General features: G+C 70.4%; 13 protein-coding genes. 10 read left to right on the top strand and 3 right to left on the bottom strand.

Translation table 11 applies throughout. The annotated features are described in order from the left end of the window. The first annotated feature begins 60 nt into the window (after positions 1–60). The 7 genes from TX83_RS16480 (at position 61) to ubiB (ending at position 12,551) form a co-directional block, all read left to right on the top strand. Positions 61–5,409, top strand: a complete 5,349-nt coding sequence (locus TX83_RS16480; protein ID WP_079248267.1) for a DNA repair ATPase — start codon at positions 61–63, stop codon at positions 5,407–5,409. Positions 5,410–5,418: 9 nt separating this feature from the next. Next, positions 5,419–6,120 (top strand): phospholipase D-like domain-containing protein, encoded by a 702-nt coding sequence (locus TX83_RS16475; protein ID WP_064749063.1) that lies wholly within the window; start codon positions 5,419–5,421, stop codon positions 6,118–6,120. A gap of 156 nt (positions 6,121–6,276) precedes the next feature. Beyond that, on the top strand, positions 6,277–7,179 hold the full coding sequence (locus TX83_RS16470) for an alpha/beta fold hydrolase (RefSeq protein ID WP_064749062.1): 903 nt from the start codon (positions 6,277–6,279) through the stop codon (positions 7,177–7,179). 4 nt (positions 7,180–7,183) lie between these two features. Next, complete coding sequence (gene oleC, locus TX83_RS16465) at positions 7,184–8,854, top strand: olefin beta-lactone synthetase (RefSeq protein ID WP_064749061.1); 1,671 nt, start codon at positions 7,184–7,186, stop codon at positions 8,852–8,854. Positions 8,855–9,182: 328 nt separating this feature from the next. Continuing rightward, positions 9,183–10,190 (top strand): 2-alkyl-3-oxoalkanoate reductase, encoded by a 1,008-nt coding sequence (gene oleD, locus TX83_RS16460; protein ID WP_064749060.1) that lies wholly within the window; start codon positions 9,183–9,185, stop codon positions 10,188–10,190. A 34-nt stretch (positions 10,191–10,224) separates the two neighbouring features. Beyond that, complete coding sequence (locus TX83_RS16455; protein ID WP_064749059.1) at positions 10,225–10,884, top strand: ubiquinone biosynthesis accessory factor UbiJ; 660 nt, start codon at positions 10,225–10,227, stop codon at positions 10,882–10,884. Beyond that, positions 10,881–12,551 (top strand): ubiquinone biosynthesis regulatory protein kinase UbiB, encoded by a 1,671-nt coding sequence (gene ubiB / locus TX83_RS16450; protein WP_064749057.1) that lies wholly within the window; start codon positions 10,881–10,883, stop codon positions 12,549–12,551. The genes TX83_RS16455 and ubiB overlap by 4 nt, the downstream gene beginning before the upstream one ends. Before the next feature lie 200 nt (positions 12,552–12,751). Here the strand turns inward: ubiB and TX83_RS16445 are convergent, their stop codons facing one another. Further along, positions 12,752–15,601, bottom strand: coding sequence for a M16 family metallopeptidase (locus TX83_RS16445; protein WP_064749056.1), 2,850 nt, complete (start codon positions 15,599–15,601; stop codon positions 12,752–12,754). Between the two features lie 91 nt (positions 15,602–15,692). Here TX83_RS16445 and TX83_RS16440 point away from each other — a divergent pair, with 91 nt between their 5' ends. Further along, positions 15,693–16,433, top strand: a complete 741-nt coding sequence (locus TX83_RS16440; RefSeq protein ID WP_425606085.1) for a pseudouridine synthase — start codon at positions 15,693–15,695, stop codon at positions 16,431–16,433. Between the two features lie 16 nt (positions 16,434–16,449). On the opposite strand, the gene TX83_RS16435 is transcribed toward TX83_RS16440, so the two are convergent. After that, entirely contained in the window at positions 16,450–17,061 is a 612-nt protein-coding gene (locus tag TX83_RS16435) for a DUF2059 domain-containing protein (RefSeq protein WP_064749052.1), read from the bottom strand. Positions 17,062–17,184: 123 nt separating this feature from the next. Next, on the bottom strand, positions 17,185–17,796 hold the full coding sequence (locus tag TX83_RS16430; RefSeq protein ID WP_064749050.1) for a hypothetical protein: 612 nt from the start codon (positions 17,794–17,796) through the stop codon (positions 17,185–17,187). Positions 17,797–17,952: 156 nt separating this feature from the next. Here TX83_RS16430 and arfB point away from each other — a divergent pair, with 156 nt between their 5' ends. Continuing rightward, positions 17,953–18,366: an alternative ribosome rescue aminoacyl-tRNA hydrolase ArfB gene (gene arfB / locus TX83_RS16425; RefSeq protein ID WP_064749048.1), complete on the top strand. Its 414-nt coding sequence runs from the start codon at positions 17,953–17,955 to the stop codon at positions 18,364–18,366. A gap of 17 nt (positions 18,367–18,383) precedes the next feature. Then, positions 18,384–19,001: a lysophospholipid acyltransferase family protein gene (locus TX83_RS16420; protein WP_064749114.1), complete on the top strand. Its 618-nt coding sequence runs from the start codon at positions 18,384–18,386 to the stop codon at positions 18,999–19,001. Positions 19,002–19,050: the final 49 nt, after the last annotated feature.

Below are 19,050 nucleotides of genomic sequence, written 5' to 3'. Positions count from 1 at the left end.
CGGCGGCGCATCGGTGTGACGCCGGCCGTGCGCGGCCGGCCGGAGGGTTAGGACGGACACATGGCGGACACTCAAGCGGTCGCGGCGGCGGCCAAGGGCGAGGGCGGCGCGGCGGTCGACCAGGCGGTGGCCCAGGGCGGCGCGTACGAAGTGCTGAGCAAGCGCCTGGCCGAACAGGGCCAGCGTCTGCGCGGTATCGCCCAGGACTTGAACCGGCGGCGCCTGGAGGAATTCGGCAGCAGCCAGATGGAGGCCATCGGCCGCTTCCGCATCCGCACCGAACACAACTGCGTCGCCCGCGACATCGTCCAAGTCGGCGACTGCCTGCTGTTCGGCTACAACGTGTTCATGGGGCTCAAGAAGGAGACCGCGGTCGCCGACGTGTTCTGCCTGTACAAGCTGGTGCAGGGGCCGGAGGGCTACGATGTCACGCCGGTCGAGCTCAAGGGCAGCTTCCTCGGCGTCGACAGCTTCGCCAATGACTTCCGCGAGCTCTACGCCTATTACAAGCACACCCGGCTGATCCAGCTGATCGTGCGCGACGGCAAGCTGCTGGCCGCGTTCCAGATCGGCGAGCGCATCACCGACCTGCGCGTGTTCCGTTGGTCGGTCTCGCCCGACGGCGAGGTGCGCTACATCGACAACCGCGGCGAACGCGACATCGCCCTGCCCGCGCCGTACGACTTCGAGTGGGTCCGCGCCGGCCGCGACAGGACGGTCAACGGCCGCCACCCGCATCTGAACATCCTCGACAGCGTATTCGTCGAGACCGTCAACGGCGACTTGACCATCAAGGTCGAGAACAACACCGAGGACGGCCAGGGCATCTACCGCGAACCGGTCGCCGACAAGACCCAGTCGCTGGACGACGCCCAGGTCGACTACGCCCAGGTCGGCAGCCTGATCCTGCTCAAGATCCTGCCGTACCGCGAGGAGCATTGGCGCTACCTGGTGTTCAACACCCTCAGCCGCAAGGTGGTGCGCCTGGACGAGATCGGCCTGGCCTGCGTCCAGTTGCCGGAAGACCACGGCATCATTTTCCCCGGCGGCTACTACCTGCAAAGCGGCGAGCACAAACGCTTCGAACAGTCGATGCAGGGCATGCGCTACAAGCGCAGCATCCGCTCGCCCAACGGCGAGGACGTGCTGTACCTGTTCTACGAACCCGAGCAGGGCCGCACGGCCATGTTCACCTACAACATGATCGAGCGTCGCCTGCAGACGCCGATCTTCGGCCACGGTTATGCGCGCCTGGAAGACGGGCGCATGGTGATCTTCGCCACCGAAAGCGACGAGCCGACCCGGGTCCATCCGATGCAGGTCTGGCAAACGCCCTACGCCAGCGACGAATACGCGGCGCGGCAGCCGGCCGGCAATACCTTCATGGGCAAGATCGGCAATGCCGAGCTGGTGCGCGGCGTGTCCGAACTGGTCAGCCTCAGCCGCGAGATCGAGGCCGGCGAAGTCTCGGCGCAGCGCTACGGTCTGCTAGCCCAGAACACCCGCCGCCTGTTCGATGCCCACCACTGGCTGGCCGAGCCCGATTGCGGCGAACTGGCGCCGCTGTTGCGCGAGATCGCCGCTACCGCTGAGTCGGTACTGGACGAGTACGAGAAGGTGGAGAGCATCCGCGGCCAGTCCGAGCGCGCGCTGGGCGAGGCGCAGCGCAAGCACAAGGCCCTGCTCGACAGCCTGCAGCCGGAGAACTGGAACCGGGCGCAGGAGTTCGTCGACGCGCTCAACGGCCTAGCCGCGCAGCGCGGGCATCTGCTGACCATCCGCGACTACCGCTACATCGACGTGGCCGCGATCGACGCGATGGAGCAGGCGCTGGTCGCCGCGCACGCGCGCATCGGTGCCGCCACGGGCGCCTTCCTCGCCGACGACAAGGCGCTGGCGCCGTTGGGCGAGCGCCTGCAGGCGCTGGAGGCGCAGGCGCAGCAGGCCGTCAGCGTGGCCCAGCTGGCCGAACCGCTGACGCAGATGCAGGCCATGTCGGCCGACCTGGACATGCTGTCGGCGCTGATGGCCACGCTCAAGGTCGACGATGCCACCCAGCGCACCCGCATCGTCGAGACGATCTCCGGAATCTACGCCAAACTCAACCAGGCCAAGGCGCGGGCCGAGCAACGCCGCAAGCAGCTCGGCTCGGCCGAATCGGTGGCTCAGTTCGGCGCGCAGTTCAGCCTGTTCGGGCAGAGCGTCGCCAGCGCGCTGGCCCTGGCCCAGGACCCGGAGAAGGCCGACGAGCAACTCTCGCGCCTGCTGGTGCAGCTGGAGGAACTGGAAAGCCAGTTCGGCGAGCACGAAGGCTTCCTCGGCGACATCCTGGCCAAGCGCGAGGAGTTGCTGGAAACCTTCGAGGCGCACAAGCAGGCTTTGCTCGACGACCGCCAGCGCAAGGCGCAGGCGGTGATGGACGCTGCGACCCGTATTCTCGAAGGCCTGGGACGGCGCACGGCGCGCTTCGCCGACGCCGACGAACTCAACGCTTTTTTCGCCGGCGACGCGCTGATCCTCAAACTGCGCGAACTGGCCGAGCGCCTGCGCGCGCTCAAGGACAGCGTCAAGGCCGACGACGTCGAGGCCCGACTCAAGGGCGCGCGCGACCAGGCGGTGCGCGCGCTGCGCGACCGCAGCGAGCTGTTCGAAGCCGGCGGCGACGTGATCAAGCTCGGTCCGCGCCACCGTTTCAGCGTCAACACCCAGGAGCTGGACCTGACCCTGATGCCGCGCGGCGACGCGTTGCATCTGCACCTGACCGGCACCGACTTCTTCGAGCCGATCGCCGACGCCGAGCTGGACGCGGCGCGCGCCTACTGGGGCGTGTCGCTGGATTCCGAGTCGCCGCAGCTGTACCGCGGCGAGTACCTGGCCGGACTGGCGATCGAGGCGGCCCAGGCGCAGCGCGAGGGCCTCAGCCTGGACCTGCTGCGCCAACAGCTGGCCCAGCCCGAGGCGTTGGCGCGGAGCCTGCGCGACTTCGCCGCTCCGCGCTACCGCGAAGGCTACGAGAAAGGCATCCACGACCACGATGCCGCCTTGATCTTGCAAGCCTTGTTGCCGCTGCGCGACAGCGCCGGCCGCCTGGCCTACGCGCCGGCGGAGCGGGCCTGGGCGATGCTGTTCTGGTCGCAGGCCGGCGAGAGCGACGCCGCGCGGCAATGGCCGCAGCGCGCGCGCACGGCCGCCGACGTCGAGCGCCTGTTCGGCGCCGGCGAGGCCCTGCAGACCTTGCGCGCGGAGATCGCGGCGGCACTGCAGGCTTACGCCGAGCAGCAGACGCTGGCCCTGGAGCCGACGCTGCACGGCGGTGCGGCCGAGTATCTGAGCCTGGAGCTGGCGGCGGAGCGGCCGCAGTTCGCGGTCAGCAAATACGGCCAGCGGTTGGCCAAGGCGTTGCGCGAGAAGCTGACCGCGGCGCGCATGTGGGACGGCTTCGCCGCCGCGCTGCAGAGCCTGGAACAGCGCCTGGGCGCGCGCTGGGCGCTGGCCCTGCACTGGGTCGAGGCGCTGGCGCGCACGCCGGAGCTGGCGCCGCTGGCGCCCTACGCGACGGAGGCGGCGGCCCTGCTGCTGCTCGACGAACGCTTCCCCAGGCTGCCGACCGAACTCGATCTCGGCGCGACCGTGCAAGGCCTGCTCGGCGAGCATCCGCGCATCGCCGGGGGCCGCATGACCGTGGCGATCGACGACTGGTCGGCGCGCCTGCGCGAGCATCGCGAGCGCTTCGTGCCCGGCTTCCAGCGCTACCACGCCCTGCGCCAGCAGGTGGTCGCACGCGAGCGCGCGGCGCTGCGCCTGGAGGAGTTCAAGCCGCGGCCGCTGAGCTCGTTCGTGCGCAACAAGCTGATCAACGACGTCTACCTGGGCGTGATCGGCGACAACCTGGCCAAGCAGATGGGCACGGTCGGCGAGAGCAAGCGCAGCGACCTGATGGGCCTGCTGATGATGATCTCGCCGCCCGGCTACGGAAAAACCACGCTGATGGAGTATGTGGCGCACCGGCTGGGCCTGATCTTCATGAAGATCAACGGCCCCGCGCTGGGCCACGAGGTGCGCTCGCTCGACCCGGCGCAGGCGCCGGACGCGACCTCACGGCAGGAGCTGGAAAAGCTCAACCTGGCGCTGGAGATGGGCAACAACGTGATGCTGTACGTCGACGACATCCAGCACACTCATCCCGAGTTCCTGCAGAAGTTCATCTCGCTGTGCGACGGCACTCGCCGCATCGAGGGCGTGTGGAAAGGCCGCACCCGCACCTACGACATGCGCGGCAAGAAGTTCTGCGTGGTCATGGCAGGCAACCCGTACACCGAGTCCGGCGAGGTGTTCAAGATTCCGGACATGCTGGCCAACCGCGCCGACATCTACAACCTCGGCGACGTGCTCGGCGGCATGGAGCAGGCGTTCCTGCTCAGCTACATCGAGAACAGCCTGACCAGCAACCCGGTGCTGGCGCCGCTGGCCACGCGCGAGATGGCCGACCTGTACCGCTTCGTCGCCAAGGCCGAGGGCGGCGCGTTTTCGGCCAACGAACTCAGCCATGCCTACAGCGGCGCGGAGATCAACGAGATCGTCGCGACCCTGGAACGGCTGATCGTGGTGCGCGACGTGGTCTACAAGGTCAACCAGCAATACATCGCCAGCGCGGCCCAGGCCGAACGCTATCGGGTCGAACCGCCGTTCAAGCTGCAGGGCAGCTACCGCAACATGAACAAGCTGGCCGAGAAGATCTCGCCGGTGATGAATCCGGCCGAGCTGCAGCAGTTGATCGGCGATCATTACCTGGGCGAAGCGCAGCTGCTGACCTCGGGCGCGGAGGAGAACCTGCTGAAGCTCGGCGAGCTGCGCGGCCTCCTCGACCCGGCGCAGAGCGCGCGCTGGGCGCAGATCAAGCGCGATTTCCTGCGCAACAAGGCGATGGGCGCGGCCGACGACGACGTCGGCGGGCGGGTGGTGGCGCAGCTGGCCGATCTGGTCGAAAGCGTGCGCGGCCTGGATGCGGCCGCGCAGACCGCAGCGACGCCGGTCGCCGGGCCCGAGCCGGCGCCGTGGCCGCAGTTGCTGGCCGCGCTGGAACGCCTGAGCACGGCGCAGAACGAGGCGCGCGTCGCCGCAGCGCCGGAGCAAGCTGTCCCGGTACCGGCCGCGCAGCCTCTGGCCGAATTGCTGCACGGGCTCGGCCCCTCGTTGCAGCAGGCCCTGCACCCGTTGGTCGAGCGGCTGCAGGACAGCGGCGATCGCCAGGCGCGGATCAACGAGGCCCTGGTCGAACTGTTCAAGCAGCTCGGCGAACGCGAGCTCCAGGATGCGCCGACCCGCGCGGCGATGACCGAGCAACAGCGCGAACTGCAGCGCGCGCTCAACGAATTCGCCGACCGGCTCAACGGCCGCGTGCCGCGCTGAGGACCGAGCATGGACTTCGCCCGACTCGACCAGGCCTTGCGCGACAGCATCGCCGACGCCCAGCTCGACAACGAGGAAAAGTTCGAACTGCGCGAACTCGGCGCCGGCCTGGCCGCCGACCGGGTGCGCTACCTGCGCAACCGCGCCTTCGACATGTCGCGCGAGCTGATGCTGACCGAACCGGCGCGCACGCTCGACGCGTTGCGCTGGCTGGAGCAGGTGGTCAAGACCCTGGACGTGGTCGCGGCCGCGCCCGCGACCGTATCCAGCGCCTACTTCGCGCCCGGCGACGCCTGCCTGCGCAAACTGCGCGAGCTGTGCCGCGGCGCCAAGCGCAGCCTGGACATCTGCGTCTACACCATTTCCGACGACCGCCTGGCCGAGGAGATCGTCGCCTGCCACCGGCGCGGCATCGCCGTGCGCGTGCTCAGCGACAACGACAAGAAGTTCGACGAAGGCAGCGATGTGTTGCGCCTGCGCGAGCTCGGCGTGCCGGTGCGGATCGACGACAGTCCGTTCCACATGCACCACAAGTTCGCCGTGTTCGACGGCCGGGTGCTGGCCAACGGCAGCTTCAACTGGACCCGCAGCGCCACCACCAGCAACGAGGAGAACCTGGTGGTCACCGACGACGCCAACCTGTTGCGCTGCTTCGTCGGCCAGTTCGAAGCCCTGTGGCGCAAGTTCGCGCCGGAGGCGGCACCGGCCTGAGCTTGGCCGGAGCGGCGGCGGACGGCCCGGCGGGAGCGGTCGGGGCCCCGGATCGGGCCGCGCGGCCCGGAAAATTCCCCATCGGCCCCCGGCAGCCGATAATGGCGCCCCTGTCCGCCCAGGGCGCGCCCGCCGCGCGCCGTCCACGAGCCGCCGATGACGTCCAGCCGCAGTTTCCCCGACTACCCGTTCCAGCCGCAGCGCTTCGAAGTCCGCCCCGGGATCGCGATGAGCTATCTCGACGAAGGCCCGCGCGACGGCGAGGTCGTGGTGATGCTGCACGGCAACCCGTCGTGGAGCTATTACTGGCGCAAGCTGGTGCTGGGGCTGCGCGACCGCTATCGCTGCATCGTCCCCGACCATGTCGGCATGGGCCTGTCGGACAAACCCGGCGACGAGCGCTACGAATACACCCTGCAATCGCGGGTCGACGACGTCGAGCGGCTGTTGCAGCACCTGGGCGTGACCGGGCCGATGAGCCTGGCGGTGCACGACTGGGGCGGCGGCATCGGCTTCGGCTGGGGGCTCAAGCACGGCGAGCAGATCCAGCGCCTGATCGTCACCAACACCGGCGCGTTCCCGTTGCCGGCGGCCAAGCCGCTGCCCAAGCGCCTGCGCCTGGGCCGCGATTCGGCCCTGGGCACCGGCCTGATCCGCGGCCTCAACGCTTTCGCCGGCGGCGCCGCGCGCCTGGGCGTGGCCACGCCGATGCCGGCCGAGGTGCGCCGCGCCTATCTGGCTCCATACGATTCCTGGGCCAACCGCATCGCCACCTCGCGCTTCGTCCAGGACATCCCGCTCGGCGAGGGCGACAAGGCCTGGCCGCTGGTGCAGGCGATGGCGGCCAAGCTGCCGCAGTACGCCGACCGTCCGGCCTTCATCGGCTGGGGCCTGCGCGATTTCGTGTTCGACCATCACTTCCTCAAGGGCTTCACCGACGCGCTGCCGCAGGCGCAGGTGCGCGCCTTCGAGGACGCCGGCCATTACGTGCTGGAAGACAAGGCGGCGCTGCTGGTGCCGGAAATGCGCGCCTTCCTCGACCGCCACCGGCTGGGCTGAGCCGATGAGCCCTGATGCTTCCGCCGCGCAAGGCGAACGCTGCAACATCGCCTCCGCGCTGCCGGCGCTGGCCGCGCAGTCGCCCGAACGCATCGCCATGCGCTGCCCCGGCACGCGCCGCGCCGACGGTCTGGCCGCTTACGATGTCGCCCTGAGCTACGGCGAGCTGGACCGGCGCAGCGACGCGATCGCCGCCGGCCTGGCCGCGCGCGGCATCGTCCGCGGCACCCGCACCGCGGTGATGGTGCGGCCGTCGCCGGAGTTCTTCCTGCTGATGTTCGCGCTGTTCAAGCTCGGCGCGGTGCCGGTGCTGATCGACCCGGGCATCGACAAGCGCGCGCTGCGCCAGTGCCTGGACGAGGCCGCGCCGGAGGCCTTCATCGGCATTCCGCTGGCGCATATCGCGCGGGTGGTGCTGGGCTGGGCCAAGTCGGCGCGGATTCGCATCACCACCGGGCGCTATGCGTTCCTGGCCGAAGACACGCTGCAGCGGATCGAGCGCGCCGGCGCCGGCGCGGCTTCGCAACTGGCCGACACCCAGGCCGACGAGGTCGCCGCCGTGGTGTTCACCAGCGGCTCGACCGGCGTGCCCAAGGGCGTGGTGTTCCGGCACCGGCATTTCGTCGCCCAGATCGAAATGATGGGCGAGGCCTTCGGCCTGATGCCGGGCGGCGTCGATTTGCCGACGTTCCCGCCGTTCGCGCTGTTCGACCCGGCGTTGGGGCTGACCTCGATCATTCCCGACATGGACCCGACCCGGCCGGCGCAGGCCGATCCGGTCAAGCTGCTCGATGCGATCCATCGCTTCGGCGTCGACCAGTTGTTCGGTTCGCCGGCATTGATGGCGGTGCTGGCGCGCCATGGCCAGCCCTTGCCGGGGGTGAAGCGGGTCACGTCGGCCGGCGCGCCGGTGCCGCCCGACACGGTCGCCGCGCTGCGCGAACTGCTGCCGCGCGATGCTCAGTTCTGGACTCCGTACGGCGCCACCGAATGTTTGCCGGTGGCGGTGATCGAAGGCCGCGAGCTGCAATCCACCCGCGCCGCGACCGAGCGCGGCGCCGGTACCTGCGTCGGCCGGCCGGTGCCGCGCAACGAGGTGCGGATCATCCGCATCGACGATGCGCCGATCGAGCAATGGTCGGACGACTGGGTGCTGCCGGCCGGCGCGGTCGGCGAGATCACCGTCGCCGGGCCGACCGCGACCGACAGCTATTTCCGCCGCGATGCCGCGACCCGGTCGGCCAAGATCCGCGAGGTCCGCGACGGCGTCGAGCGCATCGTCCATCGCATGGGCGATGTCGGCTATCTCGACGAGGAAGGGCGGCTTTGGTTTTGCGGGCGCAAGACCCACCGGGTCGAGACCGCGCACGGCCCGCTGTACACCGAGCAGGTCGAACCGGTGTTCAACACCCATCCCAAGGTGCGCCGCACCGCCCTGGTCGGCACCGGCGCGTTCGGCGCGCAGCAGCCGTTGCTGTGGGTGGAACTGCACGATCCGCGTACGCCGTCGGCGGAGTGCGAGCGCATCGCCGGCGAGTTGCGCGCGATCGGCGCGCAGTTCGCGCATACCGCCGGGATCGAGCGGATCCGCTTCCACCCGGGGTTCCCGGTCGATATCCGCCACAACGCCAAGATCGGCCGCGAGAAGCTCGCCGCGCAGGCGGCGCAGGGCTGACAAGCCCGCGGGCTGCGTCGAAACGACGCAGGGTGGCGCGTTCGGGAGTCGCGAGTCGGGAGTCGGGAGCCAGGAGCCAGGAGCCGGACGTCGTCGCCGCAACCGGGTAGCGTGAGCCGCCTTCCCTGAGTCGTGAACTGCGGTTGCCCTTTTGACTGAGGGGGGGGAAGGCCGTGCGGCGGGCGTAGGGATTTGCTCTTGCTGCTGTCGCCTTCGTGGCGGGCGCAAAGCGTTCCCGGCTGCCGTCCGTGCCAAGCCCATCCACGCGGCCTATCATGCGCAAGCCTCTCCGCAGCCGCGCGCTGCGCTTTCACGGAAGTTTTCGACGATGAAGATCCTGGTCACCGGCGGCGGCGGTTTTCTCGGCCAGGCCCTGTGTCGCGGTTTGGTCGCGCGCGGCCACGAGGTGGTCAGCTTCAACCGCGGCCGCTATCCGGCGCTGGACGAGATCGGCGTGACCCAGGTGCAGGGCGACCTCGCCGACCGCGAGGCGGTGATCGCCGCCGCCAGCGGTTGCGAGGCGGTCTTCCACAATGCCGCCAAGGCCGGTGCCTGGGGCAGCTACCAGAGCTACCACCAGGCCAACGTGGTCGGCACCCAGAACGTGATCGACGCCTGCCGCGCGCACCGCATCGGCCGGCTGGTCTACACCTCCACGCCCAGCGTGACCCACCGCGCGACCCACCCGGTCGAAGGCGGCACCGCCGAGACCGTGCCCTACGGCGAAGGCTTCAAGGCCGCCTACGCCACCACCAAGACCGTCGCCGAGAAAGCGGTGCTGGCCGCGAATGGTCCGGACCTGGCGACCGTGGCGTTGCGCCCACGCCTGATCTGGGGCGTGGGCGACAATCAATTGCTGCCGCGCCTGGTCGAACGCGCGCGCCAGGGCCGCCTGCGCTTCGTCGGCGGCGGCTACAACCGCATGGACACGACCTACATCGACAATGCGGCGCAGGCGCATTTCGACGCCTTCGAACACCTCGCCCCCGGCGCGGCCTGCGCCGGCAAGGCTTATTTCATCAGCAACGGCGACCCGCGCACGGTGCGCGAGACGGTCAACGGCCTGCTCGGCGCGGTCGGCGCGCCGCAGGTCGACAAGACCCTGCCGTTCCGCGCCGCCTACCTCATCGGCGCGGTCTGCGAAGGGCTGTGGACGCTGTTGCCGCTCAAGGGCGAGCCGCCGATGACCCGGTTCCTGGCCGAACAGCTGTCGACCGTGCACTGGTACGACATGGGCCCGGCGCGGCGCGATTTCGGCTATGTCCCCCGGGTCGGTTTCGACGAGGGGCTGGAGCGGGTGCGTGCGCATCATCTGGCGGCTTCGGGCCGCCCCTGACGGCCGCTTGCGGCGAGCCGGCTAGAATGGCCGCATGACCGACTCCGCCTCGCCCCTGGATGCGCTCAAGCCCTTGGCCGGACGCGCCCTCGAAGCTGCGCTGAACCGCGCCCTGGCGCTCGACCCCGACACCCGCGACGGGCTGCGCGCGCTCGACGGACGCAGCATCGCCCTGCACCTGGCCTCGCCGTCGCTGGCGATGCGGATCCTGGTCGCCGGCGACCAGCTCGAAGTGGGCCCGGTGCGCAGCAGCGACGAGCCCGATCTGGCCGTGCGCAGCACCCTGGGCGCGATCCTGTCGCAATTGCCGAACCTGCTCGGCGCAGCGCGCAACGAGCGCGCCGCGCCGGTCGGGCAGCTGCGCATCGAAGGCGATGCCGATCTGGCCCGGCGCCTGCAGCGGCTGGCCGAGCGTTTCGATCCGGACTGGCGCCAACCCTTCGCCGCGGCCTTCGGCGAAGTGCTCGGGGTGCAGATCGCCGACACCATCGCCGCGGCCCTGCGCCACGCTCGCGGCGCCGCCGGCGCGCTGGCCGGCAACGTCGCCGAGTACGTGACCGAGGAATCGCGCGACGTGGTGCCGCGCGACGAACTCAACGCCTTCCACGACGACGTCGACGCGGTGCGCGACGACGTCGAGCGCCTGGCCGCGCGCGTGGCGCGCTTGCGCGACCGCGCCGGGCGGCGCGCATGAGGTCGGCCGCCCGCGCCTGGCGCATCGGCCGCGTGCTGCTGCGCTATCGTCTGGACGCGCTGCTCGACGACACTCCGTTCGAGCGTTGGCTCAAGCTGGCGCGGCCGTTCGTGCCGCGCGCCTCGGCCGAGGTCGCGGCGATGTCGCGCGGCGCGCGCCTGCGCCTGGCGTTGCAGGAACTGGGGCCGATCTTCGTCAAGTTCGGCCAGATCCTCTCCACCCGCCGCGACCTGGTGCCGCCGGACATCGCGATCGAGCTGGCCCTGCTGCAGGACCGGGTCGCGCCGTTCGACGGCGAGACCGCGCGCAGGATCGTCGAGGCGGCGCTGGAGCGGCGCATCGACGAGGCCTTCGACTCCTTCGATATCGAGCCGCTGGCCTCGGCCTCGATCGCCCAGGTCCACGCCGCGCGCCTGCACGGCGGGCGCGAGGTCGTGGTCAAGGTGCTGCGCCCCGACATCGAGGGCAAGATCGCGGGCGACATCGCCCTGCTCAAGGCGCTGGCCGCGCTGGTCGAGCGCGCCCATCCCAAGGCCGACAAGATCCGCCCGCGCGCGGTAGTGGCCGAGATCGAGAGCACGCTGGCGGCCGAGCTGGACCTGCAGCGCGAAGGCGCCAACGCCAGCGTGCTGCGCCGGTTCTGGGCCGACAGCGACGACATGTACGTGCCGGAGGTGATCTGGTCGCACACCAGCGAGCGCGCGCTGACCCTGGAGCGGGTCTACGGCATTCCCTCCGACGACATCGCCGCGCTGGACGCCGCCGGCATCGACCGCCGGGCGCTGGCCGCCAAGGGCGTGCGGGTGTTCTACACCCAGGTGTTCCGCGACAATTTCTTCCACGCCGATGCCCACGCCGGCAACATCTGGGTCGACAGCGATCCCGCGCGGCGCAGCAATCCGCGCTTCATCGCCCTGGACTTCGGCATCATGGGCCAGTTGTCGGACGAGGATCAGTACTACCTCGCCGAGAACTTCATGGCGATCTTCAACCGCGACTACCGCCGCATCGCCGAGCTGCATGTGCAGGCCGGCTGGATTCCGGCGCACATGCGCATCGACGAGCTCGAGGCCGCCACGCGCGCGGTGTGCGAGCCGTACTTCACCCGGCCGCTGAGCGAGATCTCGCTGGCCGAGGTGCTGGTCAAGCTGTTCCGCACCGCGCAGCGCTACGAACTGACCCTGCAGCCGCAGCTGATCCTGCTGCAGAAGACCCTGCTCAACATCGAAGGCGTCGGCCGCCTGCTCGATCCCAAGCTCGACATCTGGGCGGTGGCGCGGCCGGTGCTGCAGCGCATCCTGCTGGAGCGCTACAGCCCGCAGCGGTTGGCCGGCGAGTTCCGCAAGCGCCTGCCGGAGCTGGTCACGCGCGCGCCGGAAATGCCGCGGCTGCTGCACACCTGGTTGAACCAGCAGGTCTCGGGCGAGCACGAGCTGAAGATGCGCTCGCAGGACATCATCGATCTCAACCGCAGCATCCAGGATGCGGTGCGGCGCACGGTGTCGGCGATTCTCGGCACCGGCCTGCTAATCGTGGCGGCGGTGCTGTACGGCATGGAGTCCGGCGGGCCGAGGTTCTGGTCGATCCCGGCCTCGTCCTGGATCGCCGGACTGGGCGGCCTGTGGGCCCTGCTGGCGGCATGGCCGCGGCGGCCGCGCGGCGGGTAGGGCGCGGCAGCAGCAACGGCAACCTGAATCCCTCCGCTTCCTTTTCAAAGGGAAGCTATAGAGCGGGTGCGGACGACGATGCGCGCGGGGTAGGAGCGGCGCGAGCCGCGACTGCGAGCTCGCCGGCCGCGGCGCGAGCGTCCGTAGCCGAGCGCGCATCCGCCGGCCACCCGGCACGGCCTGTCGGCGTCCGGCCGCGCTTACTGGCCCGCGCCGGCATCGCCGGCCGCGGATGCCGCCCCCGTGGCCGGAGCCTTCGCCGGCGAGCCGCCTTTGGCCGCGGCGGCGAAATCGCCGGCCAGGTAGACGCTGAGCTGGTCCGGCTTGAGGTGCTTGCGGATCGCGGCGTTGACCTGATCGACGGTCAGCGCCTTGAGCGCGGCGTCGAAGTCGGCGGAGAACTGCATGGTACGGCCGTAGAACAGATTGCCGGCCAGCCCCGCGGCGATGGCGGCGTCGGAGGCGCGCGCCTGTTCGCGCTGGGTCAGCAGGCCGGACACCGCATCGCGCAATTCGTCGGCCTGCACGCCGTCGCGCAGCAGGCGGTCGATTTCCTCGCGCATGGCGCGTTCGACCTTGTCCAGGTTCTCCGGCGCGGCGATCGCCTCCACCGACCAGTTGCCGGCGTCGTCGCGGCCGTCGCGGCTGGCGTCGGCGTCGATGTCGCTGCCGACTCCGTAACTGAGGCCGTCGCGCTGGCGGATGCGGTCGCCCAGGCGCGACTTGATCGTGCCGCCGCCGAGGATGTAGTTGGCTGCGACCAGGGCCGGGTAGTCGGGATCGGTGTCCTTCAGCGAGAGGTTGGCGCGCGCCAGCAACACGCCGTTGGGCTTGTCCGGGGTTTCGAAGCGGCGCTGTTCGGCGGCGACCGCGGTGTAACTTGTGGCGATCGGCGCGAACGCCTGCGGCGCGCGCCAATCGGCGAACAGGCTTTGCAACTGGCGCTTGAGCGCGACCGGGTCGAAATCGCCGACCACGCTGATCTGGCCTTCGGCCGTGCCGTAGAAGTCGCGGTGGAAGGCGCGCACGTCGGCGAGCTTGAGCGCTTTGAGCGCGGCCAGCGATTCGTCCAGGCTCAGCGCGCGCAACGGATGCCCGGCCGGCCACGGGTCGAAGTGCTTGGCCAGGGCCAGGCCGGCGATGCTGCCGGGCTCCTGGCGCGAGGCTTCCATGCCGGTGATCGCCTGCAGCCGGTACTGCTCGAATTCGGCATCGGGATAGGTCGGCGTGCGCAGCACCTGCGCCGCCAGGGACAGCGCGTCGGCGAGTTGTTCGCGGCGGGTGGTCAGGTCGATGCGCGCCGACTGCAGGCTGCCGCCGACGCGCGCGGCAGTCTTGAGCGCATCGAAGCGCTGGTCGATCTGCTCGCGGCTCAGGCCTTGCGCGCCGCGCATCATCAGCGCGCCGGCGACGCTGCCGGCGACTTCGCGGCCTTTGAGCGCGTCGACGTTGCCGAAATTGAACGAGGCGGTGACGCTGACCGTGCCGCCGCGGGTCTTTTTCGGCAGCAGGGCGAGCTTGAGCGAGCGCCCGCCGCCGGTGTCGATGACCACGGTTTCGGTGCGCGCCTGGATGTTGGCCGGAGTCGGATCGAAATGCTCGCCGGCCGCGACCGCGGCCTTGCCGACGTAGTCCTTGAGCAGGACGGCAGCATCCGGGGCGGCGGGGATCGCCGCGCGCTGCGCGGTCTGGCTGGGCACGAAGCGGCCGAAGGTGCGGTTGTTGGCGGTCAGATAGTCGCGCGCGACCCGGTTGACGTCCTGCGCGGTGACCTTGTCCAGCGCATCGCGCTGATGGAAGTACAGCCGCCAGTCGCCGCTGGCGACCGCGTCGGACAGGCCCATCGCGACCGAGGACACGTTGGTGTAGGCCAGTTCGAAGCCGTTGCGCAGCCGTTGCTGCGCGGCTTCGACTTCGGCCGCGGTGACCGGCTGGCGTGCGATCTGTTCGAGCTGGTCGAGCAGGGCTTGCCGGGCCTTGGCCTCGTCGCCGTCCTTGGGCAAGGCCGCGATCGCGCTGAACAAGCCCGGGTCGCGCATCTGTTCGGCGCCGCCGCCGGCGCTGGCCGCCAGGCCGGTTTCGACCAGGGCCTTGTGCAGGCGCCCGCCCGGCACGTGGCCGAGCACGTCTTCGAGTACGGCCAGCGCGGCCGCGTCGGCGTGGGTCGCGGCCGGGATGTGGTAGGCGGCCATCAGCAGGCGGATGTCGCCGACCCGGCGCACGGTGACTTCGCGTTCGCCGTCCTGCGCCGGCTCGACCGTGTAGAACGACCGCATCGGTTCGGCCGGACGCGCGATCGGGCCGAAGCGGCGCGCGATCGAGCCCAAGGTCGCGGCGGGGTCGAAGCGGCCGGCCAGCACCAGGGTCGCGTTGTCGGGCCGGTACCAGGCGCGGTAATAGGCCTGCAGGCGTTCGATCGGCACGCCTTCGACGTCGCTGCGCGCGCCGATGGTGCTGTTGCCGTAGCGGTGCCACAGGTAGGCGGTCGATCGCACCCGTTCGACCAGCGCCGCGGCCGGGCTGTTCTCGCCGTTCTCCATTTCGTTGCGGACCACCGTCATCTCGCTGTCGAGGTCCTTGCGGGCGATGTCGGAGTGGACCATGCGGTCGGCTTCCAGGCCGAGCAGCCAGTCCAGGGTGGCATCGTTGGCGGGGAAACTGGCGTAGTAGTTGGTGCGCTCCAGCGAGGTCTCGGCGTTGAAGCCGATGCCGCGCTTCTTCATCTCGCCGGGAATGTCGCGATGCGTCGGCGTGCCTTTGAACAGCAGATGCTCCAGCAGGTGCGCCATGCCGGTTTCGCCGTAGTTCTCCTGCTTGGAGCCGACCCGGTAGATCAGGTTCACGGTCACCGTCGGCCGGCTCGCGTCGGGGAACAGCAGCACGCGCAGGCCGTTGCCGAGCCGGTATTCGCAGATGCCCTCGACGCAGGGGCCGGCCTGCACGCCCGCCGGCAACGGCGCCGGCGCGGCTGCGGCAGGACCGAAGGCGCAGGCCAGGGCCAGTGCGGCGGCGAGCAGGGCGGGGCGGGGCGAAGGCAGAAACGGCGTCATGAAAGCTTCCTGTGAACGGCGCCGGGCTGGGAGCGCCGGACGCAATAGACGAAAATAGCCGCCGGACACTTTCGAGGCGATGCCCGGCCGCATGAACGATGCAATTCCGAACCCTGCCGCCGCCGACAGCGCACTACCGGTGCTGTACGCCGACGAGGTCCTGGCAGTCATCGACAAGCCGGCGGGGCTGATGGTTCACGACAGCGCGCTGGCGCGCGGCGAGACCGACTTCGTCGCCGACCGCCTGCGCGAGCAGTTCGGCCGGCCGATCTTCCTGGTCCACCGCCTCGACCGGGCCACCAGCGGCTGCCTGTTGCTGGCGTTCGAGCGCGAGACGGCTTCGGCCCTGGGCAAGGTGCTGATGTCGCGCGAGGTGGAAAAGGACTATCTGGCCGTGTGCCGCGGCTGGCCGGGCGAGGACGCGTTCGAGGTCGATCACGACCTCGACGGCGGCCCCGGCAAGCCGCTCAAGAAGCCGGCGCAGACGCGGTTCCGGGTGCTGGCACGGGCCGAGCTGGACCTGCCTTCGGCCGGATTCCCCACCTCGCGCTACGCGCTGTTGCGGGCGCAGCCGCTGACCGGGCGCTTCCGCCAGATCCGCCGCCACCTCAAGCACCTCTCGCATCACCTGATCGGCGACACCAGCCACGGCGATGGCCGCCACAACCGCCAGTTCCGCATGCTCGGCATCCATCGCATGCTGCTGCACGCGCAGCGCCTGGCGTTCGCTCATCCGGCGGACGGGCGCCGGATCGAGGCGTCGGCGCGGGTCGACGCCGAGTTCGCCAAGGCGCTGGCGTTGTTCGGCCTGGACGCGCCGCCGTCGGGCTGAGCGAGGCGGCGCGGGCTCAGTCGCCCTTGGACGGTTTCGGCGGGGCCGGAGGCGCAGGGGGCGCCGGCGGGGCATACGGCGCCGGGACCGGCTCGTGGCCGTGATCGTGGCCGGCGTGATCGCCGGACTCGAGCATCAACGCCTGCATGTCGCGCTGCAGATCGCGTTGCATGTCTTCGAACAGGCGCTTCATCAGCGGCTGCATTTCCTGCATGGTGCGGCCCATCGCCAGCGGCATCTTTTCCAGGATGCTCTTGCCGGCCGGGGTGCGGTAGAAATCGATCATCGCCTGCACTTCGGCGGCTTCGAACACGTCGCCGTACACCTTGCGGTAGATCGGCGCGACCTGCTTCCACTCCAGCAGTTTCTCCACCGACGCCATCTGCTTTTCCATCGCCTTGGCGAGGTTGGCGCGCTGTTCGGGAGTGAGCTGATCGCCGGCGGCGGCCTGGGCCATCATTTCAGCCGAACCGCGCATCTGCTGCACGATCTCGCGCCTCATGCGCTCGTAGTTCATCGACTCCATCAGCTGGTCGATCTGGGCGTCGGTCGGGCGCGCGGCCTGGGCCGGGGCAAGACAGAACGCGGCGGACAGGGCCGCGGCGAGCAGGGGGCGGGACAGACGCATCGGGCTTCCTCCATGAAAGAAGCCGGCATGGTCGGCGCCGCGCACGGCGGCGTCAATGCGTGCGACGAGGGGTCGGCGCCGCAGGCGTGCAGGCGGCTGGCCGCTGCCGGCCCCGCGGCGGAATCAGGGCCGCGAACCGTCCTTGTAGATGACCTTCGGCCGCAGCGCGGAGTTGTGCGCGGCGTTGAGCAGGTCGAGCAGGAAGGCCTGGCCGAGCACCCGGCCCGGCTTCTGCGCCGGCCCGCTGCCGTAGCCGTAGGCCGCGCCGCGGTTGCCGACGTCGTAGCCCTGCTGGCTCAGCTGCTGCATCACCCGCCGGCCTTCCGGGGTTTGCGCCAGCCGGGTCAGGGCCTGCAGCTCGGACGGGCTGAGCTCGCCGTCGCGGCTGTCGTGGGGCAGGCTGGCATAGCCTTCGTCGCCCGCCTCGAGGTACGCGGGCGCGGTGCCGTAGCCGGCGGGCAGGGCGCCGCCGGCGGCATGGGCGGCGCTCTGCAGCTGCCGCGCCAGTGCATTCTGCTGGCTCATGTACTGGTCCAGGACGCGCTGGTCGGTGGCGTTGGCGCGGCGTCCGACCATGGTTTCGGCCACCGCCTGGGCCGACTGGCGCATCTGCTGCTGGGCGCGCGGCGAGGCCATCGCGTCGACGTTGGCCGGGTCGTACTGGGCCCAGGCCGGGGCGGCGAGCGCGCAGGCCAGGGCCGGCGCGAGCAGCGAAAACAGCAGGGGGCGCTTCATGCGGATGTCCTCCATCGACCGGTTCGGGCATGGTCCCCCTCCGTTCCGGCCCCGTCAACGACAGCGGTCGCAGTCGCTGCGGTACCGGCCGGTAACGCCAAGGCGACGTCATCGGCGCGGTCGCGCGCCGGTCTACAATCGCCCGCGGAGGAACGCATGACGGCCCAGTCCATCACCATCCCCGAACAGGAGCTGGTCGAACGCTTCGTGCGCTCGACCGGCCCCGGCGGGCAAAACGTCAACAAGGTCGCCACGGCGGTGGAGCTGCGCTTCGATGTCGCGCAGTCACCGACCCTGCCCGAGGCGGTGCGCGCGCGGCTGTTGGCCAAGCGCGACCGGCGCATGACCGGCGAGGGCGTGCTGGTGATCAGCGCGCAGCGTTTCCGCACCCAGGAACGCAACCGCGAGGACGCGCGCGAGCGTCTGGCGGCGTTCGTCGACAGCGGCTTGCGCGCGCCCAAGCCGCGCATCGCCACCAAGCCCAGCCGCGCCGCCAAGGAGCGCCGGCTCGGGGCCAAGCGCGAACGCAGCGCGACCAAGCGCGAGCGTTCGCAACGCAGTTGGGATTGAAGGAGAGCCGCGCGCGCATGCCTGCCGACCGAACCGCCACGGACGACGTCGTCCTGCCGCTGCCGCCGAACGCGCCGCGGGTTCCGCCCAACCGTCTGACCCGTTGGATCGGCCGCAGCATCCTGCGCCTGGGCGGCTGGCGCATGGTCGGCCAGTTTCCCGACGTGCCGCGCGCGGTGCTGATCGGCGCCCCGCACTCGTCCAACTGGGACGGCGTGTGGGGCTTCGCCGCCAAGGCCGCGCTCGGCCTGGACGTGAAGATCATCGCCAAGGAGTCGTTGTTCCGGGTGCCGGGGCTGGGCTGGCTGCTGCGCCGGCTGGGGGTGATCCCGATCGACCGCAGCGCCGCGCACGGCGTGATCGACCAGGCCACCGCGATGATCCGCGGCGCCGAGAAGTTCTGGCTCGGAATCGCCCCGGAAGGCACGCGCAAAGTGGTCGAGCGCTGGAAGGCCGGTTTCTGGAAGATCGCCAAGGCCGCCGACGTGCCGGTGATTCCGGCCTATTTCCATTACCCGGACAAAGTCATCGGGATCGGCCAGGAGTTCCATCTCGGCGACGACATGGAAGCCGACATGCGCCGCATCCGCGACTGGTACAAACCCTGGCAGGGCAAGCACCACGGCACCACCTGAGCGCTTGCGCGCCGCCGCAAGGCGGGCGCCGCGGCTTCAGCGGCGCTGG

Source organism: Lysobacter antibioticus HS124 (genome assembly GCF_000336385.2).
Taxonomy (GTDB): Bacteria; Pseudomonadota; Gammaproteobacteria; order Xanthomonadales; family Xanthomonadaceae; genus Lysobacter; species Lysobacter firmicutimachus.
Note: the sequence above shows the minus strand (reverse complement) of the source record. Positions and strands in the feature narration are given on the sequence as shown.